This window comes from Actinoplanes sp. NPDC051861 (assembly GCF_040681145.1).
In the GTDB taxonomy this organism is placed as follows: domain Bacteria; phylum Actinomycetota; class Actinomycetes; order Mycobacteriales; family Micromonosporaceae; genus Actinoplanes.
In genome coordinates this window covers 88330-100662 of sequence record NZ_JBFAYE010000024.1, presented here as the reverse complement: position 1 = coordinate 100662, position 12333 = coordinate 88330, and the positions used below count along the sequence as shown (strand labels likewise).

Here is a 12333-nt window from a genome sequence, read left to right as displayed (position 1 = left end):
CCGCCCCTCCTAGACCTAGATCTTTCGGTTGCGGCGGATTGCCCAGGTGACCAGGGCGGTGCTGATCGCGGTCAGGGTGAGAGTGGCGGTGGTGACGGCGTTCTCGAAGGCGTGGACGGACGCGGGGCCGGCGGTGATGTCAGTGAGGGAGCCGGTCAGGGCGGCGGCGACGATCGTGCCGGTGACGGCCATGCCGATGCTGCTTGCCACCTCCTGGCCGGTGTCGTTGAGGGCGGCGCCGGTGGAGACCTGGTCCTCGGGGAAGCCGCGCATGACGGTGACGCTGGCGATGACCATGACCACGCGCATGCCGGCGGCGGTCAGGGTCAGCGCGATCGCGATCCAGATGTAGTCCTGGCGGCCCAGCAGGGCGTAGACGAGCAGGCCGGCGATGACGGCGGCGGCACCGAGCGGGCCGGCGCGGTGGGTGCCGAGGCGGTCGACCAGCTTCTCGACGAACGGGCCCACGGCGATCATCGTGATGACCTGCGGGAGGTTGCCGAGGGCGGCCTGGGCCGGCGACCAGCCCCAGACGAGCTGCAGCTGCAGCGAGACACTGTAGGCGAGCACGGCCATGCTCAGGCCGAGTGCGGCCTGATAGGCCAGGCCGGCGGAGACCTGAGGGCGCTTGAGTACGGCGAAGTCGAACATCGGGTGGGCCGTGCGGCGCTCGTGGCGGACGAAGCCGGTGGCGCTGAGCAGCGTGGCGAGCCCGGCCAGCCACGGCGTGCGGTGTGCCCACCCGTCCTCGACGGCCAGCGTCGCGGTCCACAGGGCCAGGACGATCGTCGCCGTGCCGAGCAGGGCGCCGAGCAGGTCCAGGGGTGCGCTGTTGCGGTTCGAGGCGTCGTCGGCGGGGATGCCGCGGCGGATGCAGACGATCGCGAGGACGGCGATCGGGACGTTCATGACCAGCAGGGTCTGCCACGGCAGGACCTGCAGGACGAGCCCGCCGACGGTGGGGCCCACGGCGAGGCCGGCCAGTCCGACCGTTGAGATGAACGCGGTGGCCCGCATCAGGAGGTTCTCCTGGTCGAACAGGCGGAAGCAGAGCGCCATGGTGCCCGGCGCGGTCATGGCGGCGGTGATGCCCAGGACGGCGCGGACGGCGACGAGCTGGCCCGGGGTGCGCACGGCCAGGACGGCGAGGCTGGCGAGGGCGAACAGCGAGAGGCCGATCAGCATCACGCGGCGGGTGCCGTACCGGTCGGCGATGGTGCCGAAAGCGATCATCAGGCCGCCGAACAGCAGCGAGTAGCCGGAGGTGATCCATTGCAGGTCGGAGGCGGTGGCGTTCAGCTCGCGGGCGATCGTCGGCAGGGCGACGTTGAGGACCGAGTTGTCGAGCATCTCCACGAGGAAGACGACCGAGAGGCCGAGGATCGCGGGCCAGACCGCCCGCAGTGAAGCCGGACGTTCCAGGGTGGTTGCGCTCATCCTTACCGCCTACCTTTCTGGAACGGCGTTCCACAGAACCAAGATTGGAACGACGTTCCAGGCATGTCAAGATGGGTGCATGAAAACTGGTCGTCCGTCACTTTCTCGCGAACGCATCGTCGAGGCCGCGATCGTGCTGCTCGACAGCGCGGGCGAGGGCGGGCTGACGTTCCGGGCGCTCAGCGCGCGGCTGAGGACCGGAGCCGGCGCGATCTACTGGCACGTGGCGAACAAGGACGAACTCCTCGCCGCGGCGACGTCGGCCGTCCTGGCCGGCGTGATGGACGCCGAAGCTCCCGGCGGCCCCGAGGAGGCGGTCCGGGCGGTGGCGCTCGGCCTCTTCGACGCGATCGACGAACACCCGTGGATCGGCACCCAGCTGTCCCGGCTCGCCTCACAGACGACGACGCTGCGGGTCTTCGAGCGGCTCGGGCAACAGGTGCGGGCATTGGGCGTGCTGGTCGAGGCCCAGTTCGACGCCGCCTCGGCGCTGCTGAACTACATCCTGGGCGTGGCGGGCCAGAACGCGGCCAACGCCCGCACCCAGGAACCGGGCACGAGCCGCGCGGACGTGCTGGGCGAGGAGTCGGCGGTGTGGTCGAGCCTGGACCCGGGGGAGTTCCCGTTCCTGCGCGGCGTGGCGGCCCAGCTGCGCGACCACGACGACCGGGAGCAGTTCCTGGCCGGAGTGAACCTGATCCTGGCCGGGATCAGCCGCCACACGTGACCCACGGGGGCTGGTGCGCGGGGCCCCGGGGTGTTACGCAAAGGCATGGAACCCGCACCGCGCGTCCCGGGGCTGCGGCCCCGCGTGCATTTCGCCCCGCGTACCGGCCGGGTGGGTGATGTGTTCGGGGTGCTGCCGGTGGGTGGGCAGTACCACGTCTTCTATGAGCACCGGCCGGATCCGCCGGTGGCCGACGGTGTGTCCGGGTGGGGCTACGCGGTCTCCGAGGATCTCGTGCTCTGGACCGAGCAGGGTGTGGTGCCGCCGGCGCTGGAGCCGCGCTGTGGGACCGTCGTCGCCGGGCCGAGCGGGCCGATGATCTTCTCGGCGCGGGCGGGGCAGGTGCGGCGGGCGGTGGCCGGTGCGGACCTGGCCGGCTGGCACGTCGAGCCGGTCGCGCTGCTGCCCTCGGCGGCGGAGGCGCGGGATCCGTTCGTCTGGTGGACCGGTGACGAGTGGCGGATGCTCGTGGCGGCGGGCGGTGACGTGCTGCAGTACCACTCCGCCGACCTCGTGACCTGGGAGCACGACGGGATCCTGATCTCGGTCTCCGGGGACTGGGGCTGCCCGCGGTTCTTCGCCCTGGACGGGTCGTGGGTGCTCATCGTGTCGACGGGCACCGGGTTGGCGTACGCAATCGGGGATTATGACGGCCGTGAGTTCACCGCCCGGGCCCGCGGCGTCTTCGGCCGGGGACATCTGGGCCCGGCCGCGACGTTCGCCGACGCCGCCGGGCGGCGCTGCGTGCTCGCTCGCCTGGGCGAGGAGGCGGCACCGCCGGGGTCGGCCTGGGCGGGCACGCTCAGCCTTCCATGGATTTTGACGGTACGCGGTGACCGGCTCATCGCCACGCCGCACCCGCATCTGGACCGCTACCTGATCAACGGAGCGACCGGGTTGTCCGCCTCCGGTGGCGAGGTCCGCGACAACGGTGAGGTGATCCTGCGGATGCCGGCGGGCGGGGAGACCCTCGTGCTGGCCGACGCGGACATCGTCGAGGTGATCGTCGAGGGGGTGAGCGGCCTCGGCGTGGCTCGCCGGGTGGCCACGGGGCCCGCCGGGGTCAGGGTCGCGCGTTTCGGCAGCCGCTAGCCTCAGTTTCGGCTTCGTGATGCCGATCACGTTTTTGTCCGGAGGGACCGGACGGAAACGGAGATCCGATGCCCCGCCGCGCCGTCCTGGCCGGAGCCGCCGCCGTCCTGCTGACCGCGCTGTCCCCGGCGCCGGTGGCCCGTGCGGACGTTCCCGACGACCTGCCGTACGAGCCGTGGCCCGAGTGTTCCGGTCCGCGCGTGACCTACTGCCTCGTCTCGGCGGGCATCGTTCCGGACGGTGGCGCCCCGGCGTCGCTGACGGATGCGGGGCTGACCCCGGTGCTCAACCCGTTCGAGAGCGACACCGGCACCTGGCTGCGGTGGGGCGTCGACGGCTGGGCGGGCAAGCCCGCGGAGGTCACCGGTGGCGAGGTCACGCTCGTGGTGAACACCGGCGGCTTCGTGCCGCGGTTCACCAACGCGATCGCCGCCGGGCTGCGGATCAGCCGTACCACCGATCAGTCCGGCAACTACGTGCTCACGGTGACCGGCCGGGCGGCCGCGGTCGCGTGGAATCTCAACTCGCTCGAGGACTGCAAGTTCGCGGTGGACTGCGGCGACACCGACTCGATGGCCGACGCCGACGGCACCGGCTGGTGGTTCGGCGGCCGCACCCAGGACCTGTCCGGCAGCGACGGGCAGTACGTGAGCGCCATGGACGGCGTGTTCGTCGCCTCGAACGCGCAGTCCCGCGCGGACCTGCCCGCCTACGACGCCGGTGCCGGCACGGACCGGCTCGGTCTGCCCGGCTTCGGCAACCCGCACCTGGACCTCGAAGGCGCGGCGGTGCGCAACTTCCTCACGGTGCATCTGCCCGCCGGATACTTCACCGCGATCGGCACCACAGCGTCGGCGGCCCTGGCGACCGGGTTCGACGTCCTCCTCGCCGGTGCCGGTGGCCCGGTGCCGTACCCGGTGACAGCCACGTCGTCGTCCGGCGGTGTCCGGCTTGAGGTGCCCGACCTAGGCCCCGGTTCGGACCTGTCCCGAGTGGTGATCCGTGAGGCTGCGCCGACGGCGCCGCCGGGTGCCGCCGCCCCGGGCGTCCCACGGTCCGTGACGGCGACCGGTGCGGCCGAGAGCGCCCGAGTCGGCTGGCAGGCGCCGCTCGCCAACGGTGGTTCGGCGGTGACCGGCTACCGGGCGCGGGCGTACGCGGCCTCGTCCGGCGGCCCCGTGCTGTCCTCCTGCGAGTCAGCCGTCACCACCTGCACCATCGGTGACCTGACCGACGGGGAGACGTACTACGTGGCGGTCAGCGCGGTCACCGCTCGCGGGGAGGGCCTGCCGGCCGCCCGGAGCACCGTCGTCGCCGGCGCTCCCGCTGTTCCCGCGCCAGGACCGGCGAGCAACCCGGATCCGGGGCCGGCGCCCACTCCTACTCCCACTCCTACGCCTACTCCGACGGTTGGTCCGACCCCTACGACTGACGCACCCACTCCCTCGCCGACCGAAACGACGGACCCGGCCCCCGAGGCTCCCGCAGCGCCGGGCGAGGTCCGGCTCACCCCCGGGGCGGGACGGCTCACCGTCGGCTGGGAGGAACCCGTGGACGACGGCGGCGCGGCGGTCACGGACTACACGGCGCGGGCGTACCTGAGCTCCTCCGGCGGCCCGCCGGTCGCGGTCTGCCACGCCGACGCCTCGCGGCGCTCCTGCGTGCTCACCGGTCTCAAGGCCGGCACCCGCCACTACGTGCTGGTCACCGCGACCAACGAGGCCGGAACCAGCGCCGGCGGCGCGCGTACCTCAGCGGTCACCTGGGCCGCACCCGGCCGTCCCCGCTCGGCCGACGCCACGTCGCCCAAGAAGGGCAAGGTCAAGGTCACCTGGCAGGCGCCGACCGCCACCGGCGGCACCGCGGTGACCGGTTACCGGGCCGAGCTGTCGGCCACGTACACCGGCCGGGCCGTGGCCCGCTGCACGGCGGCGGGATCCGCGCGCAGCTGCGTCGTGAGCGGTCTCAAGGCCGGCCGCACCCTTCATGTCCGCGTCGTCGCCCTCAACGCCGCCGGGACCTCGGCCGCCGTCACCGGCGGCTCGGTCCAGGTCCGCGGCTGATCATCCGCACCCGGAGGCCCGAGAAATGAGAACCGTCGCTGTGGGCACGACCGTGCTCCTCGTCCTGTTCGCCGGCACCGGCCCGGCCCGGGCGGGCGGCCCCAAGGCCAAGAACGGCAAGGCCTGCACCGTGCTGGGCACCAACGGCAACGACCACCTGATCGGTACGCACGGCTACGAGGTCATCTGCGGCCTCGGCGGCAACGACGTGATCACCGGTGGCGGCGGCAAGGACGTCCTGGACGGCGGCGCCGGCGACGACCAGATCACCGGCGGGACCGGCCGGGACACGGTGTTCGGCGAGGACGGCACCGACACCGTGAGCGGCGGTGGCGGCAACGACCAGATCCGCGGCGGCGACGGCAACGACACCCTGGACGGTGGCGGCGGCACGGACGTGGTGGACGGCGGCACCGGCGACGACACGCTCGGCGGCGGTGCGCCGGAGGTGGAGACCGACCCGGCGGACGCCGGGGACCGGGTCGTCGGCGGCGACGGCGACGACACCGTGTCCGGTGGGCCGGGCGCCGACATCGTCAGCGGCGGCAACGGCGTGGACACGCTCGACGGGGGCGACGGCAACGACGTGGCCGGCGGCGACAGCGGCGACGACACCCTCGACGGAGGCGGCGGCAACGACCGGCTCGACGGCGGCGAGGACACCGACACGCTCAGCGGCGGCGCGGGCAGCGACGGCGTCAACGGCGGTGCCGGCGACGACGAGCTGGCCGGCGGCGACGGCGACGACACGGTCAACGGCGGCGCCGGTGCCGACCACGCCGCCGGCGGTGACGGCAGCGACAAGCTCGACGGCGGCCGGGGCGACGACCGTCTCGAGGGCGGCGGCGGCAACGACGAGGTCAGCGGCGGTGCCGGCAACGACGCGGTGGCCGGCGGCGACGGCAACGACACCCTGGTCGGCGGCGACGGCAACGACGCGATGGACGGTGGCGGCGGCAACGACGCGATGGACGGCGGTGTCGGCGACGACGAGATGGACGGCGGCGCCGGTGACGACGTGGTCGAGGGCGGGCCGGGCGTCAACATCTGCGTCAACGACCCCGACGACGCGGGCGGCGACCGGTGCACCGACAAGGAGTCGCCGCTGCTCGACACCACGTCGCTGACCTGGGCGATCGAGCCGGCGGTGAACAACGCCGAGAACGTGACCGTGAAGGTCCGCGCCCGGGTGACCGACGACCGCAGCGGCCTGGTCAACACGTTCATCTACTTCCGCAGCCCGGAGCAGTGGGGGCCGTCGCTGTTCGTCAGCTCCTGGTCCGGCGGACTGGTCTCCGGCCAGCTGCACGACGGCGTCTTCGAGTACACCGGCGTGCTGCCGGCGATGTCGGTGACCGGGGAGTGGACGGTCGACTCGATCTACCTGGAGGACCGGGTGCACCGGACCTCGCAGTACTTCTTCGAGACCGACGGCACCTACCGGCTGAGCACCAGCGTGGAGACCGACGAGGAGCCGCCCGGAAGCATCTCGCTGCCGCCGCTCGTGGTCGGTGGCGACACCTACGACGCCGCGTACCCGGTGGTGTACGGCGCCGACGCCACCTGGGTGACCGCGACCGAGCAGGACAACAGCGAGATCCGCGAGGTCAAGCTGCGGGTACGCGCCACCGACGAGCTGACCGGTGTGGTCAGCCTGGCGGGGGTGATGCGCCCGGTCGACGACCCGAACGGCCCGGTCGTGTGGCTCAGCTCGCCCCAGCTCCTCGAAGGCGGCGACGACCACGACGGCGTCTGGGAGCTGATCGGGTCGCTGCCGGCGTTCCTGCCGACCGGCCAGTGGAGGGTCGAGTCCTACAACGTCGTGGACCGCAGCGGGCGCAGCCGCTGGTACACCCAGGAGGAAGGCGGGGGATGGATCGGGAACCTGACCGTGACCGGTGCGGCCTCCGACGCGCATCCTCCGACGCTGGACGTGAGCTGGGGCGAGTACTCGGGGCTCACCGAGGCCGACAACAGCGTGGACCGGGAGGTACGGCTCCGTGTGCGGGCGTCCGACGACGTCAGCGGCGTGCGGTACCTGTCCGGCGACTTCTGCACGGCCGGGGCGCGTACGGGCGTGTCGACGTACGAGAGCCCGGTCAGCGAGGGGGTCTGGGAACTGACGGGTGTCCTGCCGGCGACCACGACACCCGGTGACTGGCGGCTGTGCTCGGTGACGGTCGTGGACCGGGCGGGACGGCAGCGGTCGTACCAGCTCAACGCGGACGACACGTACAGCATGGACGGCGTGCCGATGGACGGCACGGTGTCGATCCCCAAGTTCGTGCTCAGGCCGGTCGGTGCTCCGTGACGTTTTGGGCCGCGTGCGCCGGGAACTCCACGGTCATGCCTGGACGTGACGAACTGCCGGAGACCCTGAAACGGTCCCCGAAGAAGGCGCAGGACACCTTCATCAAGACCCACGACTCGGCGGTCGACCAGTACGGGGAGGGCGAGCGGGCGCACCGTACGGCGTTCTCGGCGGTCAAGCACTCGTACGAGAAGGTCGGCGACCACTGGGAGCCGAAGAAGAAGAAGGGGCCGAGCGAGGGGAAGTCCGCCGGCACAAAGGGCGGCGTGGACGCCAACGCGAGCAAGGAACATCTGCTCGGCGTGGCGCGCCGCCTGGAGATCTCCGGCCGGTCGAAGATGACCAAGCCCGAACTGGTCGACGCGATCAACGAGGCGAACCAGCGCGAGACGCGACGCGCGCGTAGCTGACCGGAACGATTCGTGTGGAGTTCGGCCCCGCTGCGCACCTCAACTTCACACGCAAGGGGGTTGGCATGAAGTTGATCGAGGAAGAGGTTCGGGTTGCGGCGCCCGATGTGGAGATCCGGACGATCGTGGTGCGGCCGGTGGGGGACGAGGCGCTGCCGGGGGTGCTGCTCTACACCGACATCTTCCAGTTGACCGAGTCGACGTTGCGTACCGTGCGGCGGCTCGCGTCCTACGGGTTCGTGGTCGCGGTGCCGGAGATCTATCCGCGCACCGAGCTGGCCGGTGTCGTTCTGGAGTTCGACGACCCGGGGAAGCAGGCCGGACTCGCCGGGGCAGCAGCCACCACGACCGGGCACTTCGACACCGACCGGGTCGCCGTCCTGGACTACCTGGAGCAGCGAGCCGACACCACCGCTCTGTACGCCACCGGCTTCTGCATCGGCGGCCACCTCGCCTTCCGCGCCGCGCTCGACCCGCGGGTGGACGCGACCGTCTGCTTCTATCCGACCGGGCTGCACAACGGCGCCCTCGGCGCCGACGACCCCGGCTCGCTGGCCCGCGCCGCCGAGATCCGAGGCCGCCTGATGGTCGTCTTCGGCTCCCAGGACCCGCACGTTCCCCCGGCCGCGCGGCTGCAGACGATCTCCGCGCTCTACGAGGCCGGGCTGGACGAACTCGAACTGCACGTCTACCAGGGCGGCGAGCACGCCTTCATGCGCGACATCGGCCCCCGCCACGACCCGGTCCTCACCGACCTGGCCCTCACCGAGGCGGTCTCGTTCCTGACGGGTCGCTGACGCGTTGTAACATGCCGACCCACACGCTCAACGGGGGAGGCAGCATGCGAGCCAAACGACGTTTGATTTCTCTGATTTCCATGATGGTTCTCATCACCGGAACCGCGGTGGCGGTCGCCGCAGCACCGGCGGCCGCCGCGACCGGATGCACGAAGTCGTCGGTCCGGCACGGGTACCAGACGTACAACTGCTACATGTACCGATCGTCGGTACGACTGTGGATGCACACGGAGAACTACCCCAGCGAGTACCGGCTGCACGACAACACCTCGGCCGTGCTGTACCAGGGCACGAGCTGGTTCGTCTGCCAGCGGAGGTTCGTCAACGCGCAGGCGTACCTCGGCTCGGCGGCCAACGACTGGTGGGCCTACACGCTCAGCGACAACGGGCTGTGGGGTTGGGCGAGCGCCGTCCACATCTCCGGGGGAAGCAACTGGGGCGGGATTCCCGGGCTGGCCGGATGCTCCAGCGGCTTCGGGAACAACGACAGCTGGCCCACGATCCAGCGCAGGTGCAGCAATATCAACCTTCCCGGCCCCGACTTCTCGAGGGTGGACATCGGTGGCCGGGTGTCCAGGACGTACATCGGCTGCTGACCGGGGAAGCGCCCGGCCGGTCAGCCGGTGATGTGGGTCCAGGAGCCGAAGACGCCGGGGCTGAACTCCTTCAGCGTGCGCAGGTCGCCCAGGCCGTCGATCTCCTGGGTGACGCCGGCGTGGCTGTCGCGGCTGTAGTAGAGCAGCCGCCGCCGGTCCGAGACGAGATGGGTCCACACGCCGAAGGCGCCCGGCTTGAACTCCTGCAGGGTTTCCAGGTCGCCGGTGCCGCGGATCTCCTGGGTGACGCCGGTTTGATTCTCGCGGCTGTAATACAGCAGGCGGCGGCCGTCGGAGACGAGGTGCGTCCACCGGCCGAATGATCCCCGGCGGAACTCCTTCAACGTCCGCAGGCCACCCGCGTCGTCGATTTCCTGCGTCACGCCGGCCAGGTTGTCGTCGCTGTAATACAGCAGGCGGCGGCCGTCCGACACGATATGTGACCACGAGCCGAAAGAGCCAGGAGCAAATTCTTTGAGCGTACGGAGACCGCCTGCCGCGTCGATCTCCTGGGTGACGCCGGCGCGGTTCTCCCGGCTGTAGTAGAGCAGCCGCCGCCCGTCCGACGCGATATGCGTCCACGAGCCGAACGTGCCCGGCCGGAACTCACGTAACGTGCGCAGACTCCCGTCCGCCTCGATCTCCTGGGTGACGCCGGCGCGGTTGTCGCGACTGTAGTACAGCAGGCGGGAACCGACCTTGACGATGTGTGTCCAGGAACCGAACGTGTTCGGGGCGAATTCGCGCAGTGTCAGCAGATCACCGTTGGATTCGATGCGGGAGGTGACACCGGCGCGGTTCGCGGAATTGTAGAACAGTAGAACGTCCAGCCCACTCATGAAACCTGCGTAACACCGCGCCGGGAGGGGGAGCCACCGCACGGTCGTTGATTCGACTCGGCGTTCACGCGGTGGCAGGATGCCTGCACCTGATGCCGGACTGCGCCTGGGGAGGGGCTGTGCGGGCTGTCCTCGCCGACCTGACGATTCCGCGGTACGCGATGACCGCCGCCGCGCAGTTCCTGCCGGGGCGGGCCGGCAGCCGGACGGGCTGGGGGCCCGGTGGGCTGCTGTCGCTGCGCGACGATCTGCCCGAGCCGGAGATGCCGGACTCGCCGGGATGGGTGCGGCTCCGGCCGGAACTCGCCGGGATCTGTGGCAGTGACACCGCCGTGGCGCATGCGAAGTCGTCGCCGGTGCTGAGCGCGTTCTACTCGGCTCGGCGGCAGATCCTGGGGCACGAGATCGCCGGGGTGGTGGAGGCGGTCGGGCCGGGCGTGACCTCGGTGCGGGAGGGCGACCGGGTTGCCGTGGACCCGATCCTGTCGTGCACGCATCGCGGGTTCGCGCTGTGCCGGTCGTGCCGTGAGGGCCACCCGTACGTCTGTGAACGCTTTGATCAACCCGGCAGCACCGGATGTGACTCGCCCAGCCTGGGATTCGACGCCGCTCTGGGCGGCGGCTGGGGTGAGCTGGTCGTCGCGCACCAGACGCAGCTGCACCCGGCCGGCACCGTCCCCTCCCGGCGGCTCGTCCTCGCCGAACCCGCCTCGATCGCCCTGCACGCCGCGCTGCGCTGGACCCGCCGCGGCGACCGCGCCGTGGTGATCGGGCCGGGCACGATCGGGCTGCTGCTCACCGCGGCGCTGCGCCGGCTGCATCCGGACCTGGACATCACGATGGTCGGGCCGGGCGCGGCCGGTCTGCTCGCCGGCGCCACCCGGACCCTGCCGCCGGGCTCCGGTGTGGTGGAGGCGCTCGCCGCACAGCACGGCGGGCGGGTGATCCGGCCGCGGCTGACGCGGACGCCGATCCTGGAGCAGGGCGTCGACGTGGTCTTCGACTGCGTGGGGCTCAGCTCGACGATCGACCTCTCGCTGCACGTGCTGCGGCCGACCGGGATGCTGGTGCTGGTCGGCAGCGCGGGCCGGCAGACGGTGGACTGGTCGCTGGTGTGGAACCGGCAGCTCACCGTCCAGGGCACCGTCAACTCGGCGGAGATGGCACGGGTCGTGGAGTGGCTCGGTGATCCGGCGTTCCCGGTGGACGGGCTGGTCACCCACACGTTCCCGCTGGACGCGTGGCGGACGGCGCTGGCCACCGCGTCGGACGGGCCGCGCGCCGGAGCGGTGAAGGTGACGTTGCGCCCGAATCCGGAAATTCCGTTGGTCGGCTGACCGCGGCGGCCTTGGATGGCGTCATGGGACAGACGCTCGGAGAGATCCTCGACGCGGCGGCACGCGGTCATTTTCCGCCACCGGACGGCGCGACGACCGTGGTGGCGCAGGCCGGCGAGCGGGACGCCGGGGTGGTCGCGTTCACGGCGCACTCGGTGGTGTTCGTCGACGAGGACCCGGCGTGGGTGCGTGAGCTGATCGCGCGGATGCCGTGTGACGCGCTCGCGGCGACGATGAACCCGCTGTTCCTCGCCGCGCTGCTGGAGCGGACCGGGCGCGGGATGGACACGATCGACCTGCTCACGGTGGCTACCGCGCTGCCGGGCCCGCCGCCGGTGCCGCTGCGGGAGATCACCGGCGCCGAGCACCCGCGGGTGCGGTCGACGCTGCGGCGGCGTGATGCGGTGCGGGTCTGGGCGGCCGACGGCGGGGTGGTCATTCTCGGACGCGGCGTTGCGGGCCGTTGGGAGACGGCCATCGAGGTCGATGAAGACGTACGCGAAAACGGGCTCGGCCGTCTCCTGGCTGTCGCCGCCCGCCATCTCGTTCCCGCCGGCACTCCGGTCTGGTCGCAGCAGTCGCCCGGCAACGCCCGGAGCGTGCGCGTCTTCCAGGCGGCGGGATTCCGTCCGGTCGGTTCGGAGGCGCTGATGCTCCCGATCAGGTGACGGCCCGGAGGGTCGCGCCGGAGCCGATCGGTCCGCGCCGGCGGGCGTGTGACGAT

The 12333-nt window shown here is 71.7% G+C and carries 11 protein-coding genes; 9 read left to right on the top strand and 2 right to left on the bottom strand.

The genetic code is table 11. The annotated features are described in order from the left end of the window. Positions 1-15 precede the first annotated feature (15 nt). Entirely contained in the window at positions 16-1437 is a 1422-nt protein-coding gene (locus tag AB0M02_RS39610) for an MFS transporter (protein ID WP_364236962.1), read from the bottom strand. Between the two features lie 79 nt (positions 1438-1516). Here AB0M02_RS39610 and AB0M02_RS39605 point away from each other — a divergent pair, with 79 nt between their 5' ends. The 7 genes from AB0M02_RS39605 (at position 1517) to AB0M02_RS39575 (ending at position 9433) form a co-directional block, all read left to right on the top strand. Beyond that, entirely contained in the window at positions 1517-2164 is a 648-nt protein-coding gene (locus AB0M02_RS39605) for a TetR family transcriptional regulator (protein WP_364236959.1), read from the top strand. 45 nt (positions 2165-2209) lie between these two features. Continuing rightward, positions 2210-3256: a glycoside hydrolase family 32 protein gene (locus AB0M02_RS39600; RefSeq protein ID WP_364236956.1), complete on the top strand. Its 1047-nt coding sequence runs from the start codon at positions 2210-2212 to the stop codon at positions 3254-3256. A gap of 68 nt (positions 3257-3324) precedes the next feature. Continuing rightward, positions 3325-5319 carry a fibronectin type III domain-containing protein gene (locus AB0M02_RS39595; protein WP_364236954.1) on the top strand — a complete coding sequence of 665 codons (1995 nt, stop codon included), beginning with the start codon at positions 3325-3327 and terminating at the stop codon, positions 5317-5319. Between the two features lie 25 nt (positions 5320-5344). Beyond that, positions 5345-7630, top strand: a complete 2286-nt coding sequence (locus AB0M02_RS39590) for a calcium-binding protein (RefSeq protein ID WP_364236951.1) — start codon at positions 5345-5347, stop codon at positions 7628-7630. Positions 7631-7665: 35 nt separating this feature from the next. Further along, positions 7666-8040, top strand: coding sequence for a ChaB family protein (locus AB0M02_RS39585; RefSeq protein WP_364236948.1), 375 nt, complete (start codon positions 7666-7668; stop codon positions 8038-8040). A 65-nt stretch (positions 8041-8105) separates the two neighbouring features. After that, positions 8106-8837 carry a dienelactone hydrolase family protein gene (locus AB0M02_RS39580; RefSeq protein ID WP_364236945.1) on the top strand — a complete coding sequence of 244 codons (732 nt, stop codon included), beginning with the start codon at positions 8106-8108 and terminating at the stop codon, positions 8835-8837. A gap of 80 nt (positions 8838-8917) precedes the next feature. Beyond that, positions 8918-9433, top strand: coding sequence for a hypothetical protein (locus AB0M02_RS39575; protein WP_364236942.1), 516 nt, complete (start codon positions 8918-8920; stop codon positions 9431-9433). A gap of 20 nt (positions 9434-9453) precedes the next feature. Here the strand turns inward: AB0M02_RS39575 and AB0M02_RS39570 are convergent, their stop codons facing one another. After that, the gene (locus AB0M02_RS39570) at positions 9454-10272 is read right to left on the bottom strand and encodes a hypothetical protein (protein WP_364236940.1); all 819 of its coding nucleotides are present in this window, start codon (positions 10270-10272) and stop codon (positions 9454-9456) included. A gap of 119 nt (positions 10273-10391) precedes the next feature. Here AB0M02_RS39570 and AB0M02_RS39565 point away from each other — a divergent pair, with 119 nt between their 5' ends. After that, positions 10392-11609 carry an alcohol dehydrogenase catalytic domain-containing protein gene (locus AB0M02_RS39565; RefSeq protein ID WP_364236937.1) on the top strand — a complete coding sequence of 406 codons (1218 nt, stop codon included), beginning with the start codon at positions 10392-10394 and terminating at the stop codon, positions 11607-11609. Positions 11610-11632: 23 nt separating this feature from the next. After that, entirely contained in the window at positions 11633-12277 is a 645-nt protein-coding gene (locus AB0M02_RS39560; RefSeq protein ID WP_364236935.1) for a GNAT family N-acetyltransferase, read from the top strand. Positions 12278-12333: the final 56 nt, after the last annotated feature.

What these genes read in the sequence shown, in the direction of transcription:
- AB0M02_RS39610 (WP_364236962.1), bottom strand. Translation starts at nt 1,437, where the DNA reads ATGAGCGCAACCACCCTGGAACGTCCGGCTTCACTGCGGGCGGTCTGG.
- AB0M02_RS39605 (WP_364236959.1), top strand. Translation starts at nt 1,517, where the DNA reads ATGAAAACTGGTCGTCCGTCACTTTCTCGCGAACGCATCGTCGAGGCC.
- AB0M02_RS39600 (WP_364236956.1), top strand. Translation starts at nt 2,210, where the DNA reads ATGGAACCCGCACCGCGCGTCCCGGGGCTGCGGCCCCGCGTGCATTTC.
- AB0M02_RS39595 (WP_364236954.1), top strand. Translation starts at nt 3,325, where the DNA reads ATGCCCCGCCGCGCCGTCCTGGCCGGAGCCGCCGCCGTCCTGCTGACC.
- AB0M02_RS39590 (WP_364236951.1), top strand. Translation starts at nt 5,345, where the DNA reads ATGAGAACCGTCGCTGTGGGCACGACCGTGCTCCTCGTCCTGTTCGCC.
- AB0M02_RS39585 (WP_364236948.1), top strand. Translation starts at nt 7,666, where the DNA reads ATGCCTGGACGTGACGAACTGCCGGAGACCCTGAAACGGTCCCCGAAG.
- AB0M02_RS39580 (WP_364236945.1), top strand. Translation starts at nt 8,106, where the DNA reads ATGAAGTTGATCGAGGAAGAGGTTCGGGTTGCGGCGCCCGATGTGGAG.
- AB0M02_RS39575 (WP_364236942.1), top strand. Translation starts at nt 8,918, where the DNA reads ATGATGGTTCTCATCACCGGAACCGCGGTGGCGGTCGCCGCAGCACCG.
- AB0M02_RS39570 (WP_364236940.1), bottom strand. Translation starts at nt 10,272, where the DNA reads ATGAGTGGGCTGGACGTTCTACTGTTCTACAATTCCGCGAACCGCGCC.
- AB0M02_RS39560 (WP_364236935.1), top strand. Translation starts at nt 11,633, where the DNA reads ATGGGACAGACGCTCGGAGAGATCCTCGACGCGGCGGCACGCGGTCAT.